Annotated in this window: 23 protein-coding genes; 14 read left to right on the top strand and 9 right to left on the bottom strand. The window is 43.7% G+C overall.

Annotated elements, in window-relative coordinates; genetic code table 11:
* Positions 1-149: 149 nt before the first annotated feature.
* On the bottom strand, positions 150-461 hold the full coding sequence (locus tag H6G17_RS01665) for a hypothetical protein (RefSeq protein ID WP_192153898.1): 312 nt from the start codon (positions 459-461) through the stop codon (positions 150-152).
* A 406-nt stretch (positions 462-867) separates the two neighbouring features.
* Positions 868-1431 carry a DUF721 domain-containing protein gene (locus H6G17_RS01670; protein WP_192153637.1) on the bottom strand — a complete coding sequence of 188 codons (564 nt, stop codon included), beginning with the start codon at positions 1429-1431 and terminating at the stop codon, positions 868-870.
* 347 nt (positions 1432-1778) lie between these two features.
* Between H6G17_RS01670 and H6G17_RS01675 the strand changes: the two genes are divergently transcribed.
* Complete coding sequence (locus tag H6G17_RS01675; protein ID WP_192153638.1) at positions 1779-2471, top strand: PspA/IM30 family protein; 693 nt, start codon at positions 1779-1781, stop codon at positions 2469-2471.
* A gap of 231 nt (positions 2472-2702) precedes the next feature.
* Entirely contained in the window at positions 2703-3482 is a 780-nt protein-coding gene (locus tag H6G17_RS01680) for a PspA/IM30 family protein (protein WP_192153639.1), read from the top strand.
* 187 nt (positions 3483-3669) lie between these two features.
* On the opposite strand, the gene H6G17_RS01685 is transcribed toward H6G17_RS01680, so the two are convergent.
* Entirely contained in the window at positions 3670-4641 is a 972-nt protein-coding gene (locus H6G17_RS01685; protein ID WP_192153640.1) for an alpha/beta hydrolase, read from the bottom strand.
* Between the two features lie 256 nt (positions 4642-4897).
* Between H6G17_RS01685 and H6G17_RS01690 the strand changes: the two genes are divergently transcribed.
* From H6G17_RS01690 to H6G17_RS01700, 3 genes are all read left to right on the top strand, one after another.
* Positions 4898-5230 (top strand): thioredoxin domain-containing protein, encoded by a 333-nt coding sequence (locus tag H6G17_RS01690; protein WP_192153641.1) that lies wholly within the window; start codon positions 4898-4900, stop codon positions 5228-5230.
* A gap of 68 nt (positions 5231-5298) precedes the next feature.
* The gene (locus tag H6G17_RS01695; protein ID WP_192153642.1) at positions 5299-6543 is read left to right on the top strand and encodes an LL-diaminopimelate aminotransferase; all 1245 of its coding nucleotides are present in this window, start codon (positions 5299-5301) and stop codon (positions 6541-6543) included.
* A gap of 225 nt (positions 6544-6768) precedes the next feature.
* Positions 6769-7176, top strand: coding sequence for a response regulator (locus H6G17_RS01700; RefSeq protein WP_192153643.1), 408 nt, complete (start codon positions 6769-6771; stop codon positions 7174-7176).
* A 14-nt stretch (positions 7177-7190) separates the two neighbouring features.
* Here the strand turns inward: H6G17_RS01700 and H6G17_RS01705 are convergent, their stop codons facing one another.
* Positions 7191-7370, bottom strand: a complete 180-nt coding sequence (locus tag H6G17_RS01705) for a hypothetical protein (protein WP_015157212.1) — start codon at positions 7368-7370, stop codon at positions 7191-7193.
* A gap of 494 nt (positions 7371-7864) precedes the next feature.
* Here H6G17_RS01705 and uvrC point away from each other — a divergent pair, with 494 nt between their 5' ends.
* Entirely contained in the window at positions 7865-9913 is a 2049-nt protein-coding gene (uvrC, locus tag H6G17_RS01710; protein WP_192153644.1) for an excinuclease ABC subunit UvrC, read from the top strand.
* Positions 9914-10617: 704 nt separating this feature from the next.
* Here the strand turns inward: uvrC and rlmN are convergent.
* The 3 genes from rlmN to panB form a co-directional block, all read right to left on the bottom strand.
* The gene (rlmN, locus tag H6G17_RS01715; RefSeq protein WP_192153645.1) at positions 10618-11820 is read right to left on the bottom strand and encodes a 23S rRNA (adenine(2503)-C(2))-methyltransferase RlmN; all 1203 of its coding nucleotides are present in this window, start codon (positions 11818-11820) and stop codon (positions 10618-10620) included.
* A 166-nt stretch (positions 11821-11986) separates the two neighbouring features.
* Positions 11987-12160, bottom strand: coding sequence for a hypothetical protein (locus H6G17_RS01720; protein ID WP_192153646.1), 174 nt, complete (start codon positions 12158-12160; stop codon positions 11987-11989).
* Between the two features lie 309 nt (positions 12161-12469).
* A complete protein-coding gene (panB, locus tag H6G17_RS01725) occupies positions 12470-13240 on the bottom strand; it encodes a 3-methyl-2-oxobutanoate hydroxymethyltransferase (protein ID WP_192153876.1) in 771 nt (256 codons plus the stop codon).
* Positions 13241-13605: 365 nt separating this feature from the next.
* On the opposite strand from panB, the gene H6G17_RS01730 reads away from it, so the two are divergent.
* The 7 genes from H6G17_RS01730 (at position 13606) to H6G17_RS01760 (ending at position 20063) form a co-directional block, all read left to right on the top strand.
* Positions 13606-15036: a form I ribulose bisphosphate carboxylase large subunit gene (locus H6G17_RS01730; RefSeq protein ID WP_192153647.1), complete on the top strand. Its 1431-nt coding sequence runs from the start codon at positions 13606-13608 to the stop codon at positions 15034-15036.
* Positions 15037-15174: 138 nt separating this feature from the next.
* Entirely contained in the window at positions 15175-15576 is a 402-nt protein-coding gene (locus H6G17_RS01735) for a chaperonin family protein RbcX (protein WP_192153648.1), read from the top strand.
* Positions 15577-15671: 95 nt separating this feature from the next.
* The gene (locus H6G17_RS01740; protein WP_039713444.1) at positions 15672-16016 is read left to right on the top strand and encodes a ribulose bisphosphate carboxylase small subunit; all 345 of its coding nucleotides are present in this window, start codon (positions 15672-15674) and stop codon (positions 16014-16016) included.
* Between the two features lie 68 nt (positions 16017-16084).
* Positions 16085-16963 carry an Rpn family recombination-promoting nuclease/putative transposase gene (locus H6G17_RS01745; protein WP_347276398.1) on the top strand — a complete coding sequence of 293 codons (879 nt, stop codon included), beginning with the start codon at positions 16085-16087 and terminating at the stop codon, positions 16961-16963.
* Positions 16964-17042: 79 nt separating this feature from the next.
* Complete coding sequence (locus tag H6G17_RS01750) at positions 17043-18470, top strand: ribulose bisphosphate carboxylase small subunit (protein WP_192153649.1); 1428 nt, start codon at positions 17043-17045, stop codon at positions 18468-18470.
* A 498-nt stretch (positions 18471-18968) separates the two neighbouring features.
* Positions 18969-19244 carry a hypothetical protein gene (locus H6G17_RS01755; protein ID WP_192153650.1) on the top strand — a complete coding sequence of 92 codons (276 nt, stop codon included), beginning with the start codon at positions 18969-18971 and terminating at the stop codon, positions 19242-19244.
* Positions 19245-19442: 198 nt separating this feature from the next.
* Complete coding sequence (locus H6G17_RS01760) at positions 19443-20063, top strand: hypothetical protein (RefSeq protein WP_192153651.1); 621 nt, start codon at positions 19443-19445, stop codon at positions 20061-20063.
* Positions 20064-20072: 9 nt separating this feature from the next.
* On the opposite strand, the gene H6G17_RS01765 is transcribed toward H6G17_RS01760, so the two are convergent.
* Positions 20073-21020 carry a hypothetical protein gene (locus H6G17_RS01765; protein WP_192153652.1) on the bottom strand — a complete coding sequence of 316 codons (948 nt, stop codon included), beginning with the start codon at positions 21018-21020 and terminating at the stop codon, positions 20073-20075.
* Positions 21021-21563: 543 nt separating this feature from the next.
* Here H6G17_RS01765 and H6G17_RS01770 point away from each other — a divergent pair.
* On the top strand, positions 21564-23213 hold the full coding sequence (locus H6G17_RS01770) for an alpha-amylase family glycosyl hydrolase (RefSeq protein WP_192153653.1): 1650 nt from the start codon (positions 21564-21566) through the stop codon (positions 23211-23213).
* A gap of 34 nt (positions 23214-23247) precedes the next feature.
* On the opposite strand, the gene H6G17_RS01775 is transcribed toward H6G17_RS01770, so the two are convergent.
* The gene (locus H6G17_RS01775) at positions 23248-25668 is read right to left on the bottom strand and encodes a sucrose synthase (RefSeq protein ID WP_192153654.1); all 2421 of its coding nucleotides are present in this window, start codon (positions 25666-25668) and stop codon (positions 23248-23250) included.
* Positions 25669-25679: the final 11 nt, after the last annotated feature.

Genomic DNA, 25679 nt, shown 5'->3' on the forward strand with positions numbered 1-25679 from the left:
TCTAGTTCAATAAAAAAATCGCACCACTGAAATTGGGATGCGATGTAGGCTTTAAAATGATTAATTGAATTTTTTTAAATTAAATTAGGTTTAAATTACGTCTTTGGTGTATTCAGCCGGAGCGGAAAGATCGTTACGTAAAGATACAGCTATGCTAGTAACGCCTGTTGCTGTCTCTGAATCCGAACGTGACTGAACTCTGTTTCTAATAACTCAGGCTCAGGCAGTTTGAGAGTAGTTGCGACAGGAGCCGCAGCAAGCACTGAAGCAGAAGTCAAAGACATCATTTCTTCTACTAAACTTTCCCAATTAGAAGCAAAAGCAGTTACAGCTAAACTACAAGCTTTCCAATTGCCCTGAACTGGCACTTCGAGAATCTGACACTTACCTCCTCGTCGTCCTTCTGGCTGGTAGTGCTGACAATAACGACAGGCAGAAGTTGCAGGATTGCAGCTGGTCATATAAGTAGCTGTTGTGGATGGGTCTACAGCATTTATTTTGCCTCTAGGGTTTTAGGGATTCAGAGGCATCAACTGAAGAATCACTCTAGGTTCTAGCGCTCTCAAAGCTAAAAATAATTTTAGAATTTATTTAGACTTGTCCTAGCAGGCTCAAATAATAACTACTTAAATTCAAGCCAAAACAATTGGGGATCAATTGGAAGAAAATCTTAAGCTCGTAAAACTTACATTGACTTTCACAAAGAAAAATGCTCTAAAAGCGCGAAACTGAAGAGGGAATTTTAGCCAACAGTAAATTTACTACAAATCATCTCGCCTCTATCGCTAGAAGTATTTTTGGACTTAAATAAATACTGAAAGAAGATCCTAATAAAAGTAGCTTTTGATGAAATACCAGCAGCAATTCCTACCACTGCTTAGCAGCACAAATCGAACAAACTCCCCATCGCTCCAGTTCGCCTACAGGGGTATGACAGTGACACTGGGGGCATAAGGGTAAGTGACGCGATCGCGTTTGTGTAACTTCAGTCCAGTGTCTAAACGCTGCTTGAGGATGGCGAAAGCGCAACTGGCGATCGCCCTTTGCGGCTGAATCGTTGCCAACCCAACTCGGATGAGCGCGCCCCAACCCAGAACTAGAAGAAGTGCGATCGCCAATTAATAAATCCTGTTTTGCCAGCTGCTGCCACTGAGCGCTAGAAAAGCGAATATCTAGCAAAGGTTGCGGTAATTGAGCATTTAACTTCTCCAAAATCCGCTGTCGTCTGAAAGCGAGTTCTTGCGCCCAGACAGCACTAGAAGTCGCGACCCAGAGAACTTGTCTTTGAATGGAAACTGGGCGAGTATGAGTAGCTACCATTGCCCCAACAGCCTCAACCCAGCACTGTAATACCCTTTGAAGCGGCTGCTCTTGCCAGCGACTTTCCTGTTTGACAGTATCTAATATGTTTCCTAAAGAATTTAAGGACATGGGGAGTCGGGGACAAAATTCAAAATTCAAAATTCAAAATTCACGCATTGGGACAAGGGGGACAAGGAGGACAAGGGAGCAGAGGGGTTTCAGGTGCAGGGGAGCTTCAGGTGCAATAACTGTCAACCAACAACTACCAACCAACAACCAATTACCAATTACCAATTACCCATTACCACTCTTTACTGACAACTGAATAACTGAATCTCAGGTAAGATACCATGTGTTTAATACTCTAACTAAATTAGTTGTTGAGCAATTTAGCTTTTGCCAGTGACGGGTTGGAGAGATTTAGCTTTAAGTCAGAACAACACTAATTAAATCGTTCATCAGAATGGAGAGCTGTCATGGGATTGATTGACCGCATCCTCAGAGTTATTCGCGCTAATTTTAATGCCTTGGTTGGGCAAGCGGAAGATCCAGAAAAAATTCTGGAGCAAACGGTCATGGATATGCAGGAAGATTTAGTTCAACTGCGACAGGCTGTAGCACAGGCGATCGCTACCCAAAAGCGCACCGAAAGACAGGCTCACCAAGCTCAATCTAACTCTGAAGAATGGTATCGTCGCGCTCAACTTGCCCTACAGCAAGGGAACGACGTGTTAGCACGGGAAGCACTGACGCGCCGCAAATCCTATCAAGATACGGCTACTGCCCTCACAGCCCAAATCGAACAGCAAAATAATATCGTTGTCAGGCTGAAGAAAGATTTGCAAACACTGGAGAGCAAAATTTCTGAAGCGCGTACAAAGAAAGATATGTATATCGCTAGGGCGCGATCGGCGCAAGCTACTCAAAGACTGAATGAAGTGCTAGGGGGTGTAAATACAACTAGTTCCCTGGGTGCGTTTGAGCGGATGGAAGAAAAAGTTTTGCAGCTAGAAGCTCAATCAGAGGCGATCGCCGAATTAAGTAGCGACGACTTGCAAAAACAATTTGCCGCCCTAGAAGCCAGCAGCGACATCGATTCTGAACTTGCCAGTATGAAAGCACAACTTTCAGGACAAACACCCCCGCCGCAACTACCAAAAGGGGAGTAGGGAGTGATGAGTGGTGAGTGGTGCGTGAAATACTTACGACTTACGACTTACGACTTACGACTTCTCCCTCTGCTCCCAGCTCGTCCCTGCTCCCTGCTCCCTAATTCGGCATATGTTAAGAATAAAAGCAGAGATGAATTAACTTTGCTTTGAGCAAACATAAATCATTCGTGCTGCGCCAGCACTCGCTACCTACTCTTAAACCGTGAACCCCGAAGGAAAAGCACAATTATGGGATTATTTGACCGGATTAGCAGGGTTGTCAAATCTAACCTCAACGATTTAGTCAGCAAGGCAGAAGATCCAGAAAAAATTCTAGAGCAAGCGCTTCTAGAAATGCAGGAAGATTTAATCCAGTTGCGGCAAGGTGTTGCTCAAGCGATCGCTGCCCAAAAACGTACCGAACAGCAATACAAACAAAACCAAAATGAATCAGAAAAGTGGGATCGTAACGCCCGTCTAGCTTTGCAAAAAGGCGATGAAAACTTAGCTCGGCAAGCCCTAGAGCGTAAGAAAAATTATCTTGAAACAGCAAATACGCTCAAAGCTACTTTAGATGGGCAAGTCACTCAAATTGATACCCTCAAGCGCAACCTGATTGCTTTGGAAAGTAAAATTTCTGAGGCGAAGACGAAAAAAGATATGCTCAAAGCACGTAGTTCTGCTGCTAAAGCGCAGGAACAACTACAAGGCACAGTTGGACGCTTAGGTACTAGCAGTGCTATGGCAGCCTTCGAGCGGATGGAAGAAAAAGTCATGATGCAAGAAGCCCGGGCGCAAGCGGTTGGAGAACTAGCTGGGAACGATCTAGAAAGCCAATTTGCTGCATTAGAAGCTGGTAGCGATGTCGATGACGAACTAGCACAATTAAAAGCTCAAATGTCTCTAGGTCCAGCAACATCATCAAATCAACCTTCTCTACCACAAGCAAACGAGCAGTCAACTGCTGCCAAAAGTCCAGTTGTGGATGCAGAGTTAGAAGACTTGAAAAAACAGTTGGATCAATTGTAAATTCTGGCAACGAAGGACAAGGGAGACAAGGGGAGAATTCAAAATTCAAAATTCGCGCATTCAAAATTCAAAATTTAAAATTACTCCTGGCTCCTGTACGGGCGGGTTTTGAGCCTAGATTTTTGGCTGAAGCTATCCATCTATTTGCGCGCACCCGCCCCTACGACTCCTGATAACTGATAACTATTCACTGTTGGCTAGTAACGCTGACGCGGCGATCGCGAGCGTCTCCCGTTTTGTAGATGTAATCGAAAGCTTGACGATCGCCCAATACCTCCGCTCGTAAAAACAGCGCACTCCAACGCGCTACAGTTTCTACTGCCCGCGATTGCTCGATTTGTGGTTTGTTAGAGTCAGGGATTGGACCTGGTGGATTATTGGTATTCGTGATGCCGTAATGATTTGCGCCTGAAACGGTAATTAGAGCTTTGGGCGGAGATTGGATATTGGCATAAGTAGCTTGCGCTCTTTTGGGTAAAGCAATGCTGTCGCGATCGCCTTGAATCAGAGCAATAGGAATACCAGCATTTTTGATGGGAATATACTCTTGAGTTGCTGGGTCGCGCAGACTTGTGCCAAAAAATGCCCCACCTACAAGCTCTTTAGGACGTTTGAAGGAACCCTCACACGTAACAGGAATAATACACAAGTTGCCGATCGCCGATAAACCGACAGCACCACCAGCAGAGTGACCGAGTAATGTGAGTTTTTGAGGATCGACAATCTTCGCAATTGGAGTAGAATTAGATTTTTCCGTTTTAATTTGGTTTAAAACTGCGTCGATTTGGGAAGTATCCGGTAGCAGCCCCGTAAATCCAAATTGAGGTAGCGATCGCTGTTGAATGGGAACGACTACAACAAACCCGTAACTAGCGACAATTCTGGCGAAATCGCTATAACTAGACTTATCAACATTTGCTCCTGGCAGCAGTAAGGCAATGGGAAATCGCTGTCGCCCCTGCTCTTTAGGAGGCTGTTGGGGATAATATATGTCTGCTGGATTTTGATTCGCCGCGATCGTCGTACTGTAACTGGCAACTCGCTCGAATAAAGGTGCTGGTGTTGTAGTTCGAGCGCTGCTAGTTTTGCCTACACCCGCAAAAATCGCGATCGCTAACGCAGTCATAACCCATTTTCGTCGCATAGCAGTAAAACTCATACAAATCCTCTGGAATCACTGTCGATCGCCAAGACAATTCAAAGGGCTAGATAGAATACTATGAGTACTACACCTGCAACTGATGAATTTTGGGAAAACTGGGCATTTATGTTTAAACCAGTTTGGTCATTAGTCATCGGTTATTGATAACTGATAACTGATAACTTTGTAGAGACGTTACATGTAACGTCTCTACACTGATAACTGATAACTGATAATAGTTGAGTGGTAAAAGAGGCTGTTAAGGAATAGTCACATGAGCAACGCAATTCAGATCGCAGACAAAGAGTTTGAAACAGAAGTTGTAAAAGCTGACCGACCAGTATTGATCTACTTCTGGGCTTCTTGGTGTGGTCCTTGCCGATTGATGTCACCTGCTCTTGATTGGGTAGCTGAGAACTATAGCGATCGCCTTAAGGTCGTGAAAATGGAAGTCGATCCTAACCCTGCTACAGTCAAGCTGTACAAAGTAGAAGGAGTCCCTGCCCTGCGCTTAATTCGCGGTACGGAGGTCATTGCTGCTTCCGAAGGAGCGCTGAGCAAACAAAAAATCACCGATATGTTAGATACGTACTTAAATAGTCATTAGTCATTGGTCATTAGTCATTCGTTGTTTTCTTAACAAATGACGAATGACAAATAACAAAGGACAAAAATATGCAGTTTGCCAATCGTTTAGAGTGCTTGAAAGCAAATGTTTTTGCCGATATGGATCGGGCAAAGGCAAGAGCAATATTAGCTGGGCGAGATGCGATCGACCTGTCCCTGGGTTCTGCCGATCTATCCACAGAAGCGCACGTTACAGAAGCGATCGCCCAATCTCTCCACGACCCCAAAACCCACGGATACTTACTTTTTCACGGCACTCAAAACTTTCGCCAAGCCGCAGCCCGCTGGTACGAGCAAAAATTCGGTATTGCTGTCGATCCACAAACTGAAGTTCTGCCCTTAATTGGCTCTCAAGAAGGGACAGCCCATCTACCTCTAGCCATACTCAACCCAGGAGACTTTGCTTTACTCCTCGATCCTGGCTATCCTTCCCATGCTGGCGGAGTTTACCTCGCTAGCGGTCAAATTTATCCCATGCCCCTGCTGGCAGAAAATAATTTTTTACCTGTTTTAGCCGACATTCCTGCCCCGATATTAGCACAGGCGCGGATGATGGTACTGAGTTATCCTCACAACCCCACCACCGCCGTCGCACCTCTTTCCTTCTTCCGTGAGGCAGTCGCTTTTTGCCAACAACACGATTTAGTTTTAGTCCACGATTTCCCCTATGTCGATTTGGTGTTTGAGGACTTAGGGAGCAGGGAGCAGGGAGCAGAGAGCAGTAACTCCCGAATTCGGAATTCGGAATTCGGAATTCCGAATTCGCTCCTGGCTCCTTCTATCTTGCAAGCCGATCCAGAGAAAAGCGTTTCGATTGAGTTTTTTACCCTTTCTAAGTCATATAACATGGGAGGCTTCCGCGTTGGCTATGCGATCGGTAATGCCAAACTGATTGCAGCTTTGCGCCAGGTGAAAGCCGCAGTCGATTTTAATCAATATCGAGGCATATTAAATGGGGCGATCGCTGCTTTGAGTGGCGACCAAACTGGAGTGCAAAGAATGGTAGAAACTTTTCGCCAACGCCGCGATCGCTTTGTGAGTGCTTTGCATCGTATTGGCTGGCAAGTTCCCATCCCTGAAGCAACCATGTATATCTGGGCAAAATTACCTCCACCTTGGGATAAAGATTCTGTCAGCTTTTGCACTCAATTAGTAGAAGCGACTGGAGTTGCAGTTTCTCCTGGTGCTGGTTTTGGTAAATCTGGTGAAGGATACGTTCGTTTTGCTCTGGTTCAATCGCCTGATGTTTTAGAAACGGTTGTGGATCGGATCGCTCAATTCTTAAATGATTAGAGTAAAGATTAGAAAATTTTGGTAATTTCGCCTTCAGTTGCTTCTGACTCTTGCTACCTGCTCGCTCGGTGACAATTTGCCATTATACTTGTGCTTGACTAATATGAATGATAACTAGCTAAGTGACAACTAGTCGCAAATATAAATTCAGTTTTGTTTTAAATTGGTCTTCAATATAAGACTTTGAAGTGTGATACAAGCAACAACAGTTATTTAATTACACAAGTGAGCAACGCTGGATCGGTTGCACCAGCCAACCCTATTCCAAAACGAATTTTATTGGTTGAAGATAACTATCTCAATCGACAGATGTTGGAAGATTATCTAGTTTTTTGTGGATACCAGGTTTTGGGTTTAGCGGATGGCACTGGATTTTTTCAAGCTTTGGCTGACTTTCGACCCGAACTAATTTTATTAGACTTAAAGTTACCAGGTATTGACGGTTATACTTTACTCGAACAAAGGAGTTACAGACAAGACTATCAAAGTATTCCAGTTATTGTGGTTTCTGCTTTTGCTTTCAAAGCCGACCAGCAGCGAGCTTTGAAGTTAGGTGCAAAGCGTTATTTTGTCAAGCCAGTCAGTTTGAGAGATTTGAAACAGGCAATAGAAGAAGAACTACAGCGATCGTAGAACCTCTTCTGAAATTATTCATCGCGCTGTTGCGTCACAAACTCCTCTACTGTCTGGCTGAGATTTTGTAAGTCCTGACCAATAACTGTGATTCGATCTTCGAGCTGTGCTAATAACAACACAGCTGTCTGAAGCTGGTTGAGCGTGTCATCAATACCGTTTCGATAGTTCAGTTCAAATTCTTCTATATTCATAACTCAGCCTATTGCAGCAAGCTCCTCAAATAACTTATCGTTTTTGACTTCTAGAACCAATTTAATCTCAGCTAATGTAGAATTTAGCCGATCTGTGAGAATTTCATCTTTGGCAACCAAAATTTAATTTATACTTTATAGTTGGTGTATAATTTATCACGCTTTTAGAAAAAAAAAGAGTATATTTACTATTATAGAAATATAAATAACTCGGCTAAGGCAGACAATTTATTCGATCAGTATATTCTTTTTAGAATTAATTTGGTGCAAATCAATAGGTAAGAAGAGCGGTAAGGAATAAACAAAGCTTCTCTGACTAGTAGTAGGTATTAGGAAGCAAGTCGAAGTCTGGGAATGAGAAGTGAGATTTTAACCCTCAGTATAGAGAGTAGAACTAAAGTCTGTAACCTGCAGCCCCTAACCCTCAACCCTTCTGCGTGCAGTTTGATAGGATGACAGAGGAAGGGATTGAAGGCAAGCGGGTTTAGAGGGTAGTGACAGCATCGAAGACATTGCCACTGGTAAGAGATCCAGAGCGTTTAGAAAGTCGGCTGAAAGAAATTCCTCCCGAACCAGGGGTTTATTTCATGCGCGACAGCAGCGATCGCATTATTTACATCGGCAAGTCGCGTAAACTGCGATCGCGGGTACGTTCGTATTTTCGCGACCCTAAGCAACTGAGCGATCGTATCGCCATAATGGTGCGACAGGTCGCTGATATTGAATTTATCGTCACCGATACAGAAGCAGAAGCCCTTGCTTTAGAAGCTAATCTCATCAAGCAAAATCAGCCTTACTTCAACGTTCTACTCAAAGACGACAAAAAATATCCTTACGTCTGTATTACCTGGTCGGAGCAATATCCCCGTATCTTTATCACGCGCAATCGTCGCCAAGGTAAAAAAGAAGACAAATTTTACGGACCATACACTGACGCTCACTTACTGCGAACGATTCTACGGCTATCAAAGCGAATCTTTGCTCTGCGGCAACGCCCGCAACCGTTATTTAAAGACCGTCCGTGTCTCAATTATGACTTAGGGCGCTGTCCAGGGGTATGTCAAAAACTAATTTCACCAGAAGAATATCGCAAAACCGTGCAAAAGGTAGCGATGGTCTTTCAAGGACGAACGCAGGAATTGATCGATGTCCTGACCGCACAAATGCAAGCTAGCGCCGAGGCGTTAAATTTTGAATCAGCAGCGCGAATTCGCGACCAAATCGCTGGGTTAAAATCGCTGGGTGCCGATCAAAAGGTATCGCTACCAGATGATACGATCTCGCGAGATGCGATCGCCCTGGCAGCAGATGAAAAGCACGCCTGCATTCAGTTATTTCAAATTCGTGCCGGACAACTTGTCGGTCGCCTCGGTTTTGTCGCCGAAGTAGGGGCGCATAGCCATGCGCCCCTACTCGCACCTGAATCTGGTACGGGCGGGTTTGTTAAACAGGCTAGCGAGGAATCAAGAGATGATTCAGTTAAACCCGCCCCTACAAATCCCCAATTAAAAATTTCTTCCCCGACTCCCGATTCCCGACTCCCGACTCCCGCATTTGAACCAGGGGCAATCTTACAGCGTGTCTTAGAACAACATTATGAAACTGCTGACGATGTAGAAATTCCTACAGAAATTCTGGTACAGCACGAATTACCAGAAGCAGAGATGCTGGCGACAGCATTAAGCCAACGTAAGGGGCGAAAAGTCACGATTGTGAATCCCCAAAGGGCGTTGAAAGCAGAATTGATCGAGATGGTAGAACGAAATGCGGAGTACGAACTGGCACGAACGCAAAAATTGAGCGATCGCAACTCCCAGGCTATGGAAGATCTAGCCGCCATTCTCGACTTACCCGACTTACCCCATCGAATTGAAGGCTACGATATTTCTCACATTCAGGGTTCCAATGCGGTTGCATCCCAAGTAGTGTTTATTGAAGGCTTACCCGCCAAACAATACTATCGTCACTACAAGATTAAAAATCCTACGGTTACGGCTGGTCATTCCGATGACTTTGCCAGTTTAGCAGAAGTGATTCAACGCCGCTTTCGTAAATACGTGGAAGACCCGCAAATGCAGCGGGTGGGAAACCCTGACTGGCCCGATTTGGTGATGATTGATGGCGGTAAGGGGCAATTATCTTCTGTTGTAGCTGTGCTGCAAGAGATGAATTTGATGGAAGACTTGCGAGTTGTCAGCTTAGCCAAGCAGCGGGAAGAAATTTTTTTACCAGGCGAATCTCAACCTTTGGCGACAGATGCGGAACAATCGGGAGTACAATTACTTAGGCGACTGAGAGATGAAGCACATCGCTTTGCTGTCAGTTTCCACCGTCAGCAGCGTAGTGACAAGATGAGGCGATCGCGTCTAGAAGAAATTCCTGGTTTGGGCTACCATCGCCAGAAACAACTCTTAGCGCATTTTCACTCGATCGACTACATTCGCCAAGCTAGTATCGAGCAACTGGCAACAGTAGATGGTATCGGTTCTCGCTTGGCAGGGGAAATTTACAACTATTTTCACCCACCTCAAAGCATAAATTGAGCAATTTTTCTATTTAATTTGACATAAATTGACAATTTGTAGATAGAAAAGCGCTCGGCGTTTTTCTATCTGTTTCGCTTGGGGATCGTATCCAAGCAATCTAACCCTCGATGGAAACCAAACCTTAATAAATGGTTAAAAATTGATAGGAGAAAACCCGATCGTGAGTCAAATTATTGATTGGACTCGGGGATCGGTCGATCGATTGTCTTAGTAGTAAGTCAACGCTCACTGCCATTAGAAAGTCTGTTTACACTGTTATCTAAGCTACAAAATCAAAGGATTCACCATGGGGATCGCAGCAAATCGAAGTAGTGTCCACGAAAACTTTTTATATTTTCTACCAAAAGTGGCATGGATACTGAGCTGAAATCTTGCGAGAATATAGATAGGAATGAAAAAAAGATGACCGTCTTGGACAAAACCTAGCTGGAGCGACTAGCTAGATTTCAACAATCGCGTTCCAAACTATATATTCGATTGACCTTCCAGTTTTTATTTCTTCTTTCTTAAAAATTCTTAGGCTCAAAAGGTTTGTCAAATGCAAATAAAACAACAGATTAGATGCTCCAACTGTGGCAGCGAAGCAGAAAGATTTTATGTATTAAGTAGCGAACTAACACGCACGCAATGCAATAGCTGTGACTATCTCATGGTGACGTGCGCTCGTACAGGAAAAGTTATAGAAGCATATGCGCCGGGTATTAACCCAATGAAGGCTGTAGCTGCTGCGCCCGTAGTTGACCGCAAGCCGCCTCTGCTTCCAATCCACGGGAATAACGGACGCTCACGGCGATCTGTTGCTGCTTCAGGACGTTGACAAAAGCCTGAATTTGACTTGAACTCGGTCGCTGATAATCTGCTTCTCGAATGGGATTGTAAGGAATTAGATTGACGTGACTTTGAAAACCTCGCAGCAGCTGAGCTAGCTCAGCTGCTTGTTTTATGCCGTCATTTACCCCAGCGAGTAAGACATATTCAAATGTGACGCGGCGACCCGTTAAACGCACGTACTCGCGACATTCTGAAAGTAGATCGTGAAGAGAGTACTTTTGAGCGCTGGGAATCAGTTTTTCCCTCGTAGCTTGGTTAGAAGCGTGAAGGCTAACCGCCAAGGTAACTTGTAGTTGATATTTGGCAAGTTTAAGAATTCGCCCTGGAATTCCCACAGTTGAAAGAGTCATGCAACGCTGTCCGATACCCACATCTTGGTTCAGAGATTGAATCGCCGCCACGACATTTTCTGTATTTAGCAAGGGTTCGCCCATACCCATAAAAACAATGTGGCTGACGCGCCGTTGAAAGTCGGATTGGACTGTCAGAACTTGATCGATAATTTCATGAGGGGCGAGGTTGCGACGAAAGCCCCCTTTACCCGTGGCGCAGAAATCGCAAGCCATCGGACACCCTACTTGAGTCGAGACGCATACGGTAAGGCGCTTGTCAGTTGGGATACCTACAGTTTCAACGATTTGATTGTCTGCAAGTTGAAGTAAGTATTTGACAGTCTCATCAGGGGCTACAGTGCGATGATGAATTTGCGATCGCCCAATCGAAACATTTTCTACACTACTACGCCATTGTTTCGGAAACACTGAGATTTCAGATAGCGATCGCGCTCCTTTGTGGTAAATCCAATCGTATAGCTGCTTGCCGCGATATGCTGGCTGTCCTTGTGCTTGTACCCAAGCGGTTAGTTGTGCTTGGTTTAAACCTAATAATGGGGAGTCGGGAGTCGGGAGTCGGGAGTCGGGTGAGTGACTAGTGGCTAGTGGCTGGTGGCTAGAATTGCTTCCTTGTCTCCCTTGTCCCCCTTGTCTCCCTTGTCCCCCTTGTCTCCCTTGTCTCCCTTGTCCCCCTTGTCCCCCTTGTCTCCCTTGTCTCTTGTCAGTATTACTATTAACCATAATTTTGCAGTAACCAATCTCAGCTCACTATATGACGTTAGCTTATTGGTGAGACAATATGAGGCGATTTATGGGAATGAATCCGAGTTCCGTAGTAGGGTGCGTTATTTAACGCACCCTATGGGAATTTATGCTCTCTCTGCTAACTTACAAAAAATTCTCTTTTTTACCGAGATCTAGAACGACGATGGTAAAACTTTAACCCAAAAGATGCACCTAACATTGCACCTGAAATCGAGCTAAGTAGTAATAAAGTAAACCAAATACCAACCATAGCGCCTACTGCCATTCCCTGAGCCAAACCGCTTAGATTGGGGTTTTTCAAGGTGGGGTTATTCATTATTACAGCTTGATGAGTTCAAAAACCTGCTGGTAGAAAACTCACTATCGAACCGAGTATCCCGCCAAAGAATGACCATATAAATAATAAAAATCCAGCTTTTCTAGACTTTTGAGTTGCAAGAGCAGTTAAGCCAAATACTACTCCTACTATGGCTGAAAATACTACTAAGTAAGAGAATAATACATGAATAAAAATGAATAATAATGATTTCTTACTATAAGAAACTTAGTCGATCGCAACTAAGAATATATTGGAATATATTGCGATCGCCAACATTTGGTAGGGTGCGTTATTTAACGCACCCTACTACGGAAACTTATGCTCTCGTACCTCAGCAGCATAATCTTGCACTACCCGAGCGATCGCTTCACTTAAGTTTACATACACTTTGGCAAAGGGCGGTTGCCGTTCAGACAAACCCAACACATCGGCAGTGACTAATACTTGCCCGTCACACTTAGAACCAGCACCAATACCTATAGTAGGAATCGTTAATTTTTGGCTAATCTGAGCCGCTAAGTCTGATGGAATGTGTTCTAAGACAATACTAAAGGCTCCTGCTGCTTCGAGAGCGATCGCCTCAGCCATAAGTCTTTCTCCATCTGTGGCTGTTTTCCCCTGTTGCTTCAATCCCAACTGATGGATCGATTGCGGTGTCAAACCAATATGTCCCATCACTGGAACTCCTGCTTGTACCAACCGTGTCACGGTTTCTATAATTGCCGGATGCCCGCCCTCAATTTTCACCGCCTGCGCCTCTGCTTCTTTCAGCGCCCTTCCCGCCGAATGCATAGCCTGCTGAAAGCTTTCCTGATACGACAAAAACGGCAAATCGAATACTACCAACGCGCGTTTCACGCCTCGGCGCACTGCCTTAGCGTGGTGTAACATCTCTTCTAGCGTCACTGGTAGCGTTGTTTCGTAACCAAGTGCGATCGCTAAAGTATCCCCAACTAAAATCAAATCTACTCCAGCTGAATCCAACAACCGCCCCGTAATATAATCCCAAGCTGTTAGAGCAACTATTTTGCGCCCCTGTTGTTTCCATTGAATTAATTGCTGGGTAGTGATTGGCATAAATGAGTGGTAATAGGTAATAGGTAATGGGTAATTAGTAGTTGTTGGCTGTTGGTAAGAGAGTGGTACGTAGTGCGCGATCTTAATCTGGTGCGTGAAAAGAGGTAAATTCTTCACGACTTCGACTCCCGACTCCCCTTCTTCACTCATAACTGATAGCTAGTAACTGATTCAGATATATTCAGCAGTATTTGTAACAAAAATTAATAAAATACAAGTTTAATAATAAATTTTTATAAATGTGTACAGTACATTTAAATTTTAACTAATTCAATTCTTGATATATTGTTAAAAACCGAAGCTAGTTGGCAAGAAATAGACTTGCCAACTGGCGAGTGGAAGAGACTGACTCTTGGAAGAAAAATATGTCTTACGCGCAAACGAGAACCCAGACCAAATCGGGCTACCAGGCAGGGGTTAAAGATTACCGACTGACTTATTACACCCCCGATTACACTCCCAAAGATACAGACGTTCTGGCTTGTTTCCGTGTCTCACCTCAGCCTGGAGTCCCTCCAGAAGAGGCTGGCGCGGCTGTAGCTGCTGAATCCTCCACTGGTACGTGGACGACTGTGTGGACGGATTTGTTAACCGACCTAGACCGCTACAAAGGTCGTTGTTATTACATCGAGCCAGTACCAGGTGAAGATAACCAGTTCTTCTGCTTTGTGGCTTATCCTCTCGACTTGTTTGAGGAAGGCTCCGTCACTAATATGTTGACCTCGATTGTAGGTAACGTATTTGGTTTCAAAGCCCTCAAAGCGCTGCGTCTGGAAGACATGAGAATTCCTGTCGCCTACCTGAAGACATTCCAAGGACCTCCCCACGGGATTCAAGTTGAGCGCGACAAACTAAACAAGTACGGTCGTCCGTTGTTAGGTTGTACGATTAAGCCCAAACTCGGTCTATCGGCGAAAAACTACGGTCGGGCTGTATACGAGTGCTTGCGCGGTGGTCTAGACTTCACCAAAGACGACGAAAATATCAACTCTCAGCCTTTCATGCGTTGGCGCGATCGCTTCCTATTCGTCCAAGAAGCAATTGAAAAAGCACAAGCAGAGACAGGGGAAGTTAAGGGTCATTACCTTAACGTTACAGCGCCTACCTGCGAAGAAATGATGAAGCGGGCTGAGTTTGCTAAAGAACTCGGTACGCCAATCATCATGCACGACTACCTAACTGGTGGTTTCACTGCTAACACGACTTTGGCGAAGTATTGCCGCGATAATGGTTTGTTACTCCACATCCACCGCGCTATGCACGCCGTAATCGACCGTCAGAGAAATCACGGTATTCACTTCCGCGTATTGGCTAAGTGCTTGCGGATGTCTGGTGGCGACCACCTGCACTCTGGAACAGTAGTCGGTAAGCTAGAAGGCGAACGCGGCATCACGATGGGCTTCGTCGATCTCATGCGCGAAAACTACGTTGAAGAAGACCGTTCTCGCGGTATTTTCTTCACTCAAGATTGGGCTTCCATGCCTGGTGTAATGCCAGTAGCTTCTGGTGGTATCCATATTTGGCACATGCCAGCGCTAGTAGAAATCTTTGGTGATGATTCCTGCTTGCAGTTCGGTGGTGGTACGCTCGGACATCCTTGGGGTAACGCTCCTGGCGCAACTGCTAACCGCGTAGCTCTAGAAGCTTGCGTTCAAGCTCGTAACGAAGGACGCGACTTGGCACGCGAAGGTAACGATGTAATTCGCGAAGCTGCTAAGTGGTCGCCTGAGTTGGCTGTCGCTTGCGAACTGTGGAAGGAAATCAAGTTCGAGTTCAAGGCAGTTGACACCCTTTAATAAGTGGTGAGTGGTGAGTGGTGAAGCAGCGGGCGGCGAGGTGTCCTCGCGCCCCATTAGCTGCGTAGTGGTGAGTGAGTTAGAATACTCAAAACTCGCGACTCATACCTCATAACTCTACAAAGGCTGGGGTCAAGCATGGATATAAAGCGAATTGCGAAGGACACAGCCAAGACGCTGCAAAGCTACCTGACTTATCAGGCAGTAAGAACGGTGTTGGCGCAAATTGGTGAAACTAACCCTCCTCTGGCACTGTGGCTGCATCGCTTTTCTGCGACTGACAGAATACAAGACGGCGAAGCGTACATAGAAAATTTGTTTCGAGAAAAGCCAGATTTGGCATTGCGAATCATGACTGTCAGAGAACATTTAGCGGAGGAAGTGGCTGATTTCTTACCTGAGATGGTACGTGCTGGGATTCAGCAAGCCAACATGCAACACCGCAAGCAGCATCTAGAGCGGATTACGCAACTAGAAACAAATCCTAGCCTTGATTCTGAGCCTCAAACTACCCCAGAAACCAATCTGGATAGCCCTTAAACCGTCACTAGTTATTGGTTACTAGTTGTTTCTACAACAAATGACAAATGACAAATGACAATCATCAACTTTTCAGCAACCCACAGAGATAATCCATGCAAACCCTACCAAAAGAGCGGCGCTACGAAACTTTATCTTATTTGCCGCCTCTAACTGACGCTCAAATTAATCGACAAATTCAGTACATTCTCAGTCAAGGATATATTCCGGCAATTGAGTTCAACGAAACCTCTGAACCAACAGAGTGTTATTGGACAATGTGGAAGTTGCCTTTGTTTGGAGCTGGAAGCACTCAAGAAGTATTGAATGAAGTTCAAGCGTGCCGTTCTCAGTATTCCAACTGCTACATTCGGATCGTTGGTTTCGATAACGTCAAGCAGTGTCAAATCCTCAGCTTCTTGGTTCACAAACCCAACAGCAGTGGCAGTAGATACTACTAAAAACTAGAAATAGTTAAAGTGTTTTGAAAGGAGGGGTAGATTCTACCTCTCCTTTTGTGGATTTTTTAGTGCGGTGGTTGCTTCGCAAACCGCCTTCGGCATCACCCGTGCAAACAGATAGTCTATTCTACGAAATTTTCCAAACCGATCCAAGTATCGTGTTTGAACTTATAGGTAATGTTTCTGCTAGAAATATTACCTATAGCTTTGCCTCCCAAGAAGTTAAACAAACCAGCTTTCGGATTGATGGGATTTTAGTTCCTCCCATTTACGCCACTGACTTACCTGTAGTCTTTGTAGAAGTTCAAGGCTACAAAGATATTAAAAAAGTTCTTTATTCCAGTTTTTTCAGCCAAATCTTTCTGTATTTACATGACTACCAACCAGTTAATGACTGGCAAGCCATTTTAGTTTTTACCAGGCGTAGTTTAGATCCAGGTTTACCTAGACAGTATCGGGTATTTGCATCTAGTTCTCAATTCCAGCGCATCTACTTAGATGAATTAGGCGAAACTGAAAAACTATCTTTAGGACTAAGTTTATTGCAGCTCATTGGTTTAAGACCAGAAGTTGTTCCTGAGAGGGGTAGACAATTGATAGCAAGAACTAGACAGGAAGTAGCAGATGCCGAGAAGAAAAGAAAATTTATAGAATTGATAGAAACTGTATTCGTTTATAAGTTTCCAGACTTGAACAGAGAGGAGATTGAGGCAATGTTAGGGCTAAACGAATTGAAGCAAACTAAAGTCTACCAAGAAGCTTTAGCAGAGGGGCTAGAGCAAGGGCTAGAGCAGGGGCTAGAGCAAGGGCTAGAGCAAGGTCGAGCCGAAGGTAAACTAGCGGCAGTACCTTTATTGTTAAAAGCAGGACTGACAGTAGAACAGGTTGCCGAACAACTGCAATTAGACATAGATGCTGTCAGAAAAGTAGCACAACAGCAATCTTGAATAGAGCAAGAAAAAGCGATCGCAACAACCAAAAAAAACTTAAGATAAGTTTAAGCGGCTCGACCTATCTGATAGATTCATGAATTACTACATTGCACCTCGTTTTCTCGAAAAAATCGCTGTATTTATCACCAAGAATTATTTAAATATTCCTGGTATTCGCGTACCGTTGATTTTAGGCGTTCACGGACGTAAAGGCGAGGGAAAATCTTTTCAGTGCGATTTAGTATTCGAGAAGATGGGGATAGAAATTACTCATATTTCTGGTGGTGAATTAGAAAGCCCCGATGCTGGAGATCCTTCGCGTTTGCTGCGTCTGCGCTATCGAGAGACAGCAGAATTGATCCGTGTGCGGGGTAAAATGTGCGCCATCATGATTAACGATCTCGATGCAGGCGCAGGACGATTTGATGAAGGCACTCAGTATACGGTGAATACTCAGTTGGTAAACGCCACGTTGATGAATATTGCGGATAATCCAACTAACGTACAATTACCTGGTAGTTACGACGAAACACCTTTACATCGCGTCCCAATTATTGTTACAGGTAATGATTTTTCCACTCTATACGCGCCATTAATTCGAGACGGTAGAATGGAAAAATTTTACTGGCAACCCGATCGCAGTGATAAAGTGGGTATCGTTGCTGGAATTTACTCAGACGACGGACTCTCATCACGGGAAATAGAGCAGTTAGTCGATACTTTCTCCAACCAGTCAGTCGATTTCTTTAGCGCCCTGCGTTCCAGAATTTACGACGAGCAAATTCGCGACTTTATCTTCAAAATTGGCATAGAGCAGGTATCGAGAAGAGTTGTAAATAGTGCCGATAGACCACCAGAATTTAGCAAGCCCAAATTCAATCTATCCCGTTTGATTGAAATGGGTAACTTGATGGTGAAAGAGCAGCAACAAGTACAGAATTCTCAGCTAGTCAAAGAGTATAATCGAGCTTTAGATGGAAACAGGTATTTTAGAGAATATACTCCTCCAGCGCCACCAGAAAAACCGAGATCGTCGCAGCAAGAAACTGTAACTTCGCCCTCTGGTAATGGTGCAGAATCCGCAAAGAATCCAGTAAAAAATTATTCACCTACACAAACGCCTCTTCCTGTTTGGCAATCTGGGAATCGATTTGTCAATGAAAGTATTCAATTGCCCCAAGCTAGTAGTGGAGTAGTAAACTCAGTTGAATCTTACGAGCCTCCAGTTCATAATAATCGTCACAATGAGGTAATATCAACTCAAATTGGCTTACAAACTTTGGAGCAAGTACGAAATTTAATAGCGCAAGGCTACCACATTGGGATCGAACATGTAGATAAACGCCGATTTCGGACTAATTCTTGGAAGAGTTGCGGTCAAAGTATTGTAGGTGAATCAGAAGCAATTACTGCGCTCGAAGTCAATTTGTCTGAATATCAAAATGAGTATTTGCGAATATTCGGAATTGAGCCAAGAACAAAGCGCCGGGTGATGGAAACAATTATCCACCGACCAGAGTAAGTAATTCTCGTTTGAGTGTAATAAATCTGTATGGGCGCGCAGTTAGCTGTAGCGCCTGATTTGTTTTATTGACGGAGGTTTGGCACGCGCGACTGATAGCAATTTTCAATTGGGTAAAACACGATCTGTAGGGGCGCACGGCTGTGCGTCCCTACAAGTATCACGCACTGATTTACATTTGACTACGGTAGAGAAGATCCCCCCAACCCCCCTTAAAAAGGGGGGCTATAGATGAATTTCTGTAGTTTTAGTGGCATGGTATCAGGATGAGTTCAGTTGGGGAGTGTTAAGTTTTATATACAAATAAATTATTGAAAGTAATTATCAATAAAATTTGAGTGTTCCAAAAAAATTTTCCTCTTCCAAAAGTGCGGTGAGCCAGATTCTCGGCTGACACGCAAAATTCGTTTGTCTTCGTCTCATTACATCTAGGTTTCACTGCCAAAATTATCTTGAAATGCAGCTCTCTCGTGACATGCAACCAACTATAGGAATCAAATGTTAATGACAATTTTTCTTGCTTGCTGTGCTTGGGTAATGACAATTGGCGCTTGCGTTAGCGCCATCCTTTCCATTGAAAAAGCCAGCGATCGCATCAAAACACTACATCAAATTCCCTGTTCTGGGTGTGCCTTTTTTACCAACGACTATCGGCTCAAATGCACGGTAAACCCAATAAATGCCTGTACGGAAGCAGCAATTGCCTGTCGCGACTTTGAACCCAGAACTCAGCCATGTCATGCTTGCCGTCAATGTCAGCATAAATTTGAATAGATTGAAACTGGCGATCGCGAAAGCTCTAGCCAATTCCAGCATCTAAAAGATTATGAGTCAAGTAAAAGAATCGACTGCTAAACTCACGGGTGTAGCTGAAACGCTGACAGCATCAGAAGTACAAACCTTTTGATGAAGGAGGAGAAGACTACAATGAAAGTACTAGAGTGAAAATAGCTTACTTTCTGGTATTACTCTATGTCTTCCATCAGCCTAAATTGTGTTTTTAGACATTCGCTGAAGCGTCAAGCAGTCAAATTATGTTTTGCGTCTTTAGCGATCGCTACAGTATATATCTCTATTCCATCTGCGATTTCCCAAGAACTCCCGATCGTGCGATCGGCAGCTTTAGATCCAGGAATTGATGTGCCGTGGTCGCAACCTGTAAGAATTATCGATCCGTTTGAGGGAGAGTATGTGGGTATTTTCGATAAAAACTTCTTTTATCGACGTATTTTAAATACAAACGCCAGAATACAAGTCGTTAGCCTCTGGCGGAATGATTCGGTACGCTTCTTATTAGCTTATAGCGATCGCGATTGCAATTTTGGTCATGGCTGGTTTGACCATCGTATCAGTAGAGACTGTTTAACCGCAAACGCAGCTTTGGGAATTGCCAATCTATATATCAAAGTCGGCGATCGCGTTTTTCAACTAGAAGGAGATCGTAGTAGGTTCCGCGTCAAACCAGATTTAGCCTCTGCCTTGAAAAACTCCCCAAGTGAAAATATTGGCATTCGATTGGTGACGGAAAGCGGAGAAATTGTAGATAGCGAAATCGGGAAGAGTACTGTAGCAGCTTGGAAAGAGATTTATTAACATGTATATTTAAGCCTTTGCTTCAGGTAAGCTTAGTACTTGACGCGCTCCATGCAATTTCACAAATCTCCTATACAACCACATCGTATCTCGTTCGGAGATTCCTTTGAGATTAACGAGATGATTTACTTTTTTCTGAGCGATTCTTTGCAAATAAGGTAAATCTTCAAACAAAGTCAAACAAGCGGCAAAATGCAACACGACTTGCAATAACGGTCGGGGCCAATTGAGATTGCTGTAGATATCTATAATTAGCTTATGCTCGTTAGCACCAACGGGAATGACATTGAACAAAACTGTAATGTATCGCTGGTTATAAACCGGAATACTCAACTCTACCGTATACGGAGTATGTAAGGTTAATCCTACTTCGACTATTGGTTGTCGCCAAATTCGTAACACGTTAGTAGGTGAATCTAACACAGTTTGAAATCTTACCATTCCCCCGCTTTGTGTCGGCTGAATTTGACTAACTCCAATCACTTTAAGGTTGTTCAGACTGAAATGGTGGATTGTCTCTAAGTGCTTGAGATTTAAAAGATGGTAAATTTGGCAAATGTAATGAAAGGGTAAGATATATTCTTGACGAATGACATGTTGCTCTTGCAACTCTGACATTCTAGCTGTGGTCGCGTGTAAGCTATGCTCATCTATAGAGTTTCGTGCCTCAATTGCATAACTTCTGACTGCACCAATTCCACCAATATTTGAGCTTTCTTCAGGTTTGAGATAAATCCAGCCTAGTAAGAAAAAAGAAGCTGTAAATAAGTGTACCAGCTCTATAGAAGAGACATATCCATCAGTAAAAGCGGCAAAACTGCGATCGACAATACCAAATAACCAAGAAGGAATTCCAAACAGCCACAATCCATTTCTAAAGCTAGAAAAGACTAAGGGAAATTCGATCGCAGGTATATTGTTACTTTTGTAACTTTTATTTAGGGATTCTAGCTGCATAGGATTTTTAGAAAAAATCAGGTCCATTCTAGCCGCATAAACTGAAAATTCGAGTCAGTGCGATCGCCATAGTTTGACTTGGAATAATTTCATTAAAATAGGAAAAGCTAAAATTATTTCCTTTCCTAATTTTTAGGTTAGCTTTGTTACATTTTACTCACCCTCTGTCGCAAGACAAAACACAGTTCTATCTAAATAATGAAAGTTTAAAGTTAAACAAAATGTAAGTCTGTATTGTCAGCTACACATATCTTAACAAATATTTTGGAACGCGATCGCGCTCCATTTCAAACTCTAGCTCTAGGCATATATCTGAAGAAGTACAGTTGATGGAGATAGGATTGAGATTTTTAATAAAATTGATAGAGATGCGATCGAACACTCGGTTAATTCATCAATTTTTGGGACTTGCATGAAAAGAATCGTTCGCTCGTATATCTTGGGGAGGAAGGTAGAATAACTTATCTTCTATCCCGTGAATGATTTTCAAACTCTGTTTGCGCGTAAGACAATACGGGTGTTCGTCACTGTATTAAAAAAATCATGGCAAGCCCAATTGAATTTAGTTTATTTGCTCCATACAACAAAGGTGCGAAGCTAATTGGCTGCTTTTCCAATTGGGAAGAGATACCGATGGAAAAAGGTAAAGATGGGTACTTTCGGACAAAAGTTGAATTAGAAGATGGCGTATATCAATATAAGTTTCGCGTCCAGTCTAAATCTTGGTTCTTTGAACCCGACCAATGGGTAGATGTTATCGATCCTTATGCTACAGATATCGATAACCCAACGCAGAATGCAGTAGTGCGGGTAAAAGATGGACAGCGAATTCTGGATACTTATGTATGGCAACACGATGACAAGCCATTACCGAGCGATCGCGAGTTGGTAATATATGAAATGCACGTTGGCGATTTTTCTGGTGGTGAAGACGACCCTCACGCACGCGGTAAATACAAACACGTTGTTGAAAAGTTAGATTATCTGTGCGAACTTGGTGTTAACGCAATCGAATTGATGCCAGTTAAAGAATACCCGGGAGATCATAGCTGGGGTTACAATCCCCGTCACTTTTTCGCCACAGAATCCAGCTACGGTTCTACAGAGGGATTGAAAAAACTGATCGATGAATGCCATGCAAAAGGCATTCGGGTTATCATGGACGGGATTTACAACCACTCAGAAGCAGAAAGTCCGCTAACTCAAATCGACCACGATTATTGGTATCATCACGAACCCCGCGACCCCGATAATAACTGGGGACCAGAGTTTAATTACGAATTTTACGATGAAAATTTAGAAACATATCCAGCACGGAAATTTATTGGCGATAACGTGCGATTTTGGGTGGAAGAATTTCATATTGATGGCATTCGCTTTGACGCTGCAAGACAAATTGCCAACTATGACTTCATGCATTGGATAGTGAATGAAGCTAAGCAAAAAGCCAGCATGAAGCCATTTTATACTGTTGCCGAACACATTCCCGAAACAACATCTATTACCAATGTAGATGGACCGATGGATGGTTGCTGGCACGATAGTTTTTATCACGATGTTTTAGCGCACATTTGCGGTGACACCTTCGACTTAGAAAGACTTAAAGATGTGATTGACTGCAAGCGTCAAGGCTTCATGGGTGCAACTAACGTGGTGAATTATTTGACTAACCACGACCACAACCATTTGATGGTAGAGTTAGGCGATCGCCAAATCTTTGACGAAGAAGCTTTTAAACGCATCAAATTGGGAGTTGCCTTATTAATGACCGCTGTTGGTGTTCCTTTGGTTTGGATGGGTGAAGAATTTGGTGAATACAAGCCAAAAACTGTTGAATCTGCCAAAATTGAGTGGGGACTGTTGGGCAACGATCTCAATCGCAACTTATTTGAATACTACAAAGGCTTAATTAACCTCCGCAAGCACAACCACGCACTTTACACGGAAAATATCGACTTCTTTCACGAAAATCCAGAAGCTAAAGTCGTAGCTTACACTCGTTGGAACGATGAAGGTTCTCGCGTAGTTGTAATTGCTAATTTCTCAGAAAACTTCTTAGCTGGGTATCGCGTCGATAACTTCCCTGCTGCTGGAAAATGGCACGAATGGACGGGGAATTACGACCTCGAATCTGGGGAAGATATGCTGCTTGATATTGGTCCTTACGAAGCCAAAGTTTTTGTTTGGCAGTAGTAAGGTAGGGTGCGTTGTTAACGCACCCGATAACTTAACGATGCATGTGTTGTTCCAGTAATTGTTGCGCCCTAGGACGATAAATTAAATAGAATAAAGCCTCAAGATAACGCAACAAGTCTTCGCGATTTTCCTTGGAAATAAAATTCCAGAAACCGTAAATCCGTGCCAGAGATAACAGACGCGTAGTATGAATTTTCCAAGTATAAGTGCTGTAAACTCGGTCAATTCCCCGCGTGGAAATTTCATACCAATAATTAGGATTTTGTTCGCATTTAGTGACGAAATCTAAAATTTTATCGGCTGTTTCCTCTAGATGTGTTGGGTTGATGTAGAAACCATTTACCTTATCTTGAATGATTTCTAGCGGTCCCCCGAACTGAGTAGCAAAAGTCGGTAAACCAGAAATCATCGCCTCTAATACGGTTAAGCCGAAAGCTTCAAATAACGCTGGCTGCACGAAAATACCGTGACGGTCTGCAATAACTCGATAAACTTCCCCAGAAGCAGATTTAGGCAAGCGTACCCCTAACCAGCGAATCTTACCATGCAAGTTGTACTGGTCGATGATGCTGTAAAGCTTGACAATTTCATCCTTTTCTTCGTTGTCTTCCGATTCTTCAACGCGCAATTTCCCAGCAATTAAGATTAAGTTGCAATGTTCTTGCAACGCTTCGCTTTTCCCAAAACACTCAGCTAAACCAGTTAAGTTTTTGATCCGGTCTAACCTGGCTACCGAGAAAATCGGACGCTTGCTGGGGTCGTCGAGTTTGCCGTAAGCTTGAACGGGGTCGTCCAAGGTAAATAATAAGTCTTCTACCCGTTCGCGATCGCTTGGCACGCGGTCTTCCATCCGCGAATATGGGAAGTAGTAACTTTCATTCACACCAGGCGGAACCACGTTGAATTTAGGGCTAAATAGTTCGACTCCGCTGACAACGTGGTACAAGTCTGGCATTGTAAAGGACTTGTAGGATTCATACTGCCCGACACTATCGCGAGTCCCGACAATTTCTTGGTAGGTGCTGCTAATGACAAAATTAGCCGCATTCATGGCAATCAGATCGGCGGTGAATTGTAGCGAGAAGTGATATTTATCTTCTAAATCTTGCCAGTACAGGTTGCTAAACAAATACTTGGACTTTTCTAGCGCGTGGGCAATATTACACTGAGTAATCTTCATCCGCCGCGATAGTAAGAATGCGACTAAATTACCATCAGAATAGTTACCGATAATTAGATCGGGTTTTCCATGCAATTCTGCTAGTAATTCCTTCTCAGCATCGATCGCGAAAGTTTCTAGGTAGGGCCATAACTCAAACCGCGAGATCCAGTTTTGTGTCAGTTTAGGATTGAATTCTCGCAACGGGACGCGCAAGATCCAAGCATTTTCCGTTCCATAAACTTTCTCTAATCTTTGATTGCAAAGAGTTCCATCGCTATTAGGAATTAAGCGGGTGAGAATGACAACTTTCGGCTTCACATTCATCCCGTCCAAACCCGCCAGGGTCGTATCTTCCTGCAACTGTTTTTCTAAACTTTTTACCTGGTCGAGGATGTATACCACCTGACCCCCTGTATCGGGTCGTCCCAAAACTCCCTCTTGTCCAAACCAGCCGTGGGACGAAACAAGGGCGATTTTAAAGATCATCGGAATCCGAGAAATAAAAGCTTCCAGGGTTTGCGGATCGGGAGAATCGATCAATTCATCGAGAATACTTAAAGTGTCCTGTACCCGCCCCGCCGTGTTTCCCCAGCCAGGTTCAAACCCCATCATTTGTAAGTCAAATTTGAAATTTTCGTAGGGTTCTTCACTGGCGCGATCGCCCACAAATGCGATCGCTCTTTTGATTTGATCGGATAATTGTTGATGGGACTTAATTCTGCCGTTAATTAGCAGTTGAATTCCATCATATTGATGTACCTGGAGAAAGTGAAACATACCTTCCAGCCATTGTCTAGCATCTTGAAACAATTTGCTGGAAAGATAGCGGTTGAGATACTGTACCCCTTTCCCAATATTTTTCGGGTCGCGAATGGTTGGAGTGTAGTCGTAAAAAGGTCCAAAATCGAGTTCGAGAATATCCCCTTCATTTGGATGGTAGCGGTTGACAAAGCGATCGCGAACATCAAGCAATTCCTGGATCGTTAGCACTTCTACCATCAAATCTTCTGTGATTCGATAGAATTCTTGACTGGCAATTTTTTGGCGGATAATTAAACAAAGATTACCATTTTCTAGAATGATTTCTTGGGTATAGTAAACGAGCTTACCCAAATGAGAACCGCTATAAAACTCAGCCGACTTTTGGTACTTATTGCAATATTCGACATACGACATCAAAATGTCGTTTCTCAACAAGTACTTCTTATCTTGATGGCGAATCTCGCTAAAAAACTGGCGCAGATCGCTTCTTTCTTCACTATCGAGAACAGCTTGCAGCAGTTCGGACATGATAAATTCCC

Source organism: Chroococcidiopsis sp. [FACHB-1243], assembly GCF_014696895.1.
Taxonomy (GTDB): Bacteria; Cyanobacteriota; Cyanobacteriia; order Cyanobacteriales; family Chroococcidiopsidaceae; genus Chroococcidiopsis.

Excerpts from the sequence above, each read along its gene's own strand:
- H6G17_RS01665 (WP_192153898.1), bottom strand. The coding sequence starts at position 461 with ATGACCAGCTGCAATCCTGCAACTTCTGCCTGTCGTTATTGTCAGCAC.
- H6G17_RS01670 (WP_192153637.1), bottom strand. The coding sequence starts at position 1,431 with ATGTCCTTAAATTCTTTAGGAAACATATTAGATACTGTCAAACAGGAA.
- H6G17_RS01675 (WP_192153638.1), top strand. The coding sequence starts at position 1,779 with ATGGGATTGATTGACCGCATCCTCAGAGTTATTCGCGCTAATTTTAAT.
- H6G17_RS01680 (WP_192153639.1), top strand. The coding sequence starts at position 2,703 with ATGGGATTATTTGACCGGATTAGCAGGGTTGTCAAATCTAACCTCAAC.
- H6G17_RS01685 (WP_192153640.1), bottom strand. The coding sequence starts at position 4,641 with ATGAGTTTTACTGCTATGCGACGAAAATGGGTTATGACTGCGTTAGCG.
- H6G17_RS01690 (WP_192153641.1), top strand. The coding sequence starts at position 4,898 with ATGAGCAACGCAATTCAGATCGCAGACAAAGAGTTTGAAACAGAAGTT.
- H6G17_RS01695 (WP_192153642.1), top strand. The coding sequence starts at position 5,299 with ATGCAGTTTGCCAATCGTTTAGAGTGCTTGAAAGCAAATGTTTTTGCC.
- H6G17_RS01705 (WP_015157212.1), bottom strand. The coding sequence starts at position 7,370 with ATGAATATAGAAGAATTTGAACTGAACTATCGAAACGGTATTGATGAC.
- rlmN (WP_192153645.1), bottom strand. The coding sequence starts at position 11,820 with ATGGTTAATAGTAATACTGACAAGAGACAAGGGAGACAAGGGGGACAA.
- H6G17_RS01720 (WP_192153646.1), bottom strand. The coding sequence starts at position 12,160 with ATGAATAACCCCACCTTGAAAAACCCCAATCTAAGCGGTTTGGCTCAG.
- panB (WP_192153876.1), bottom strand. The coding sequence starts at position 13,240 with ATGCCAATCACTACCCAGCAATTAATTCAATGGAAACAACAGGGGCGC.
- H6G17_RS01730 (WP_192153647.1), top strand. The coding sequence starts at position 13,606 with ATGTCTTACGCGCAAACGAGAACCCAGACCAAATCGGGCTACCAGGCA.
- H6G17_RS01735 (WP_192153648.1), top strand. The coding sequence starts at position 15,175 with ATGGATATAAAGCGAATTGCGAAGGACACAGCCAAGACGCTGCAAAGC.
- H6G17_RS01740 (WP_039713444.1), top strand. The coding sequence starts at position 15,672 with ATGCAAACCCTACCAAAAGAGCGGCGCTACGAAACTTTATCTTATTTG.
- H6G17_RS01750 (WP_192153649.1), top strand. The coding sequence starts at position 17,043 with ATGAATTACTACATTGCACCTCGTTTTCTCGAAAAAATCGCTGTATTT.
- H6G17_RS01755 (WP_192153650.1), top strand. The coding sequence starts at position 18,969 with ATGTTAATGACAATTTTTCTTGCTTGCTGTGCTTGGGTAATGACAATT.
- H6G17_RS01760 (WP_192153651.1), top strand. The coding sequence starts at position 19,443 with ATGTCTTCCATCAGCCTAAATTGTGTTTTTAGACATTCGCTGAAGCGT.
- H6G17_RS01765 (WP_192153652.1), bottom strand. The coding sequence starts at position 21,020 with ATGCAGCTAGAATCCCTAAATAAAAGTTACAAAAGTAACAATATACCT.
- H6G17_RS01770 (WP_192153653.1), top strand. The coding sequence starts at position 21,564 with ATGGCAAGCCCAATTGAATTTAGTTTATTTGCTCCATACAACAAAGGT.
- H6G17_RS01775 (WP_192153654.1), bottom strand. The coding sequence starts at position 25,668 with ATGTCCGAACTGCTGCAAGCTGTTCTCGATAGTGAAGAAAGAAGCGAT.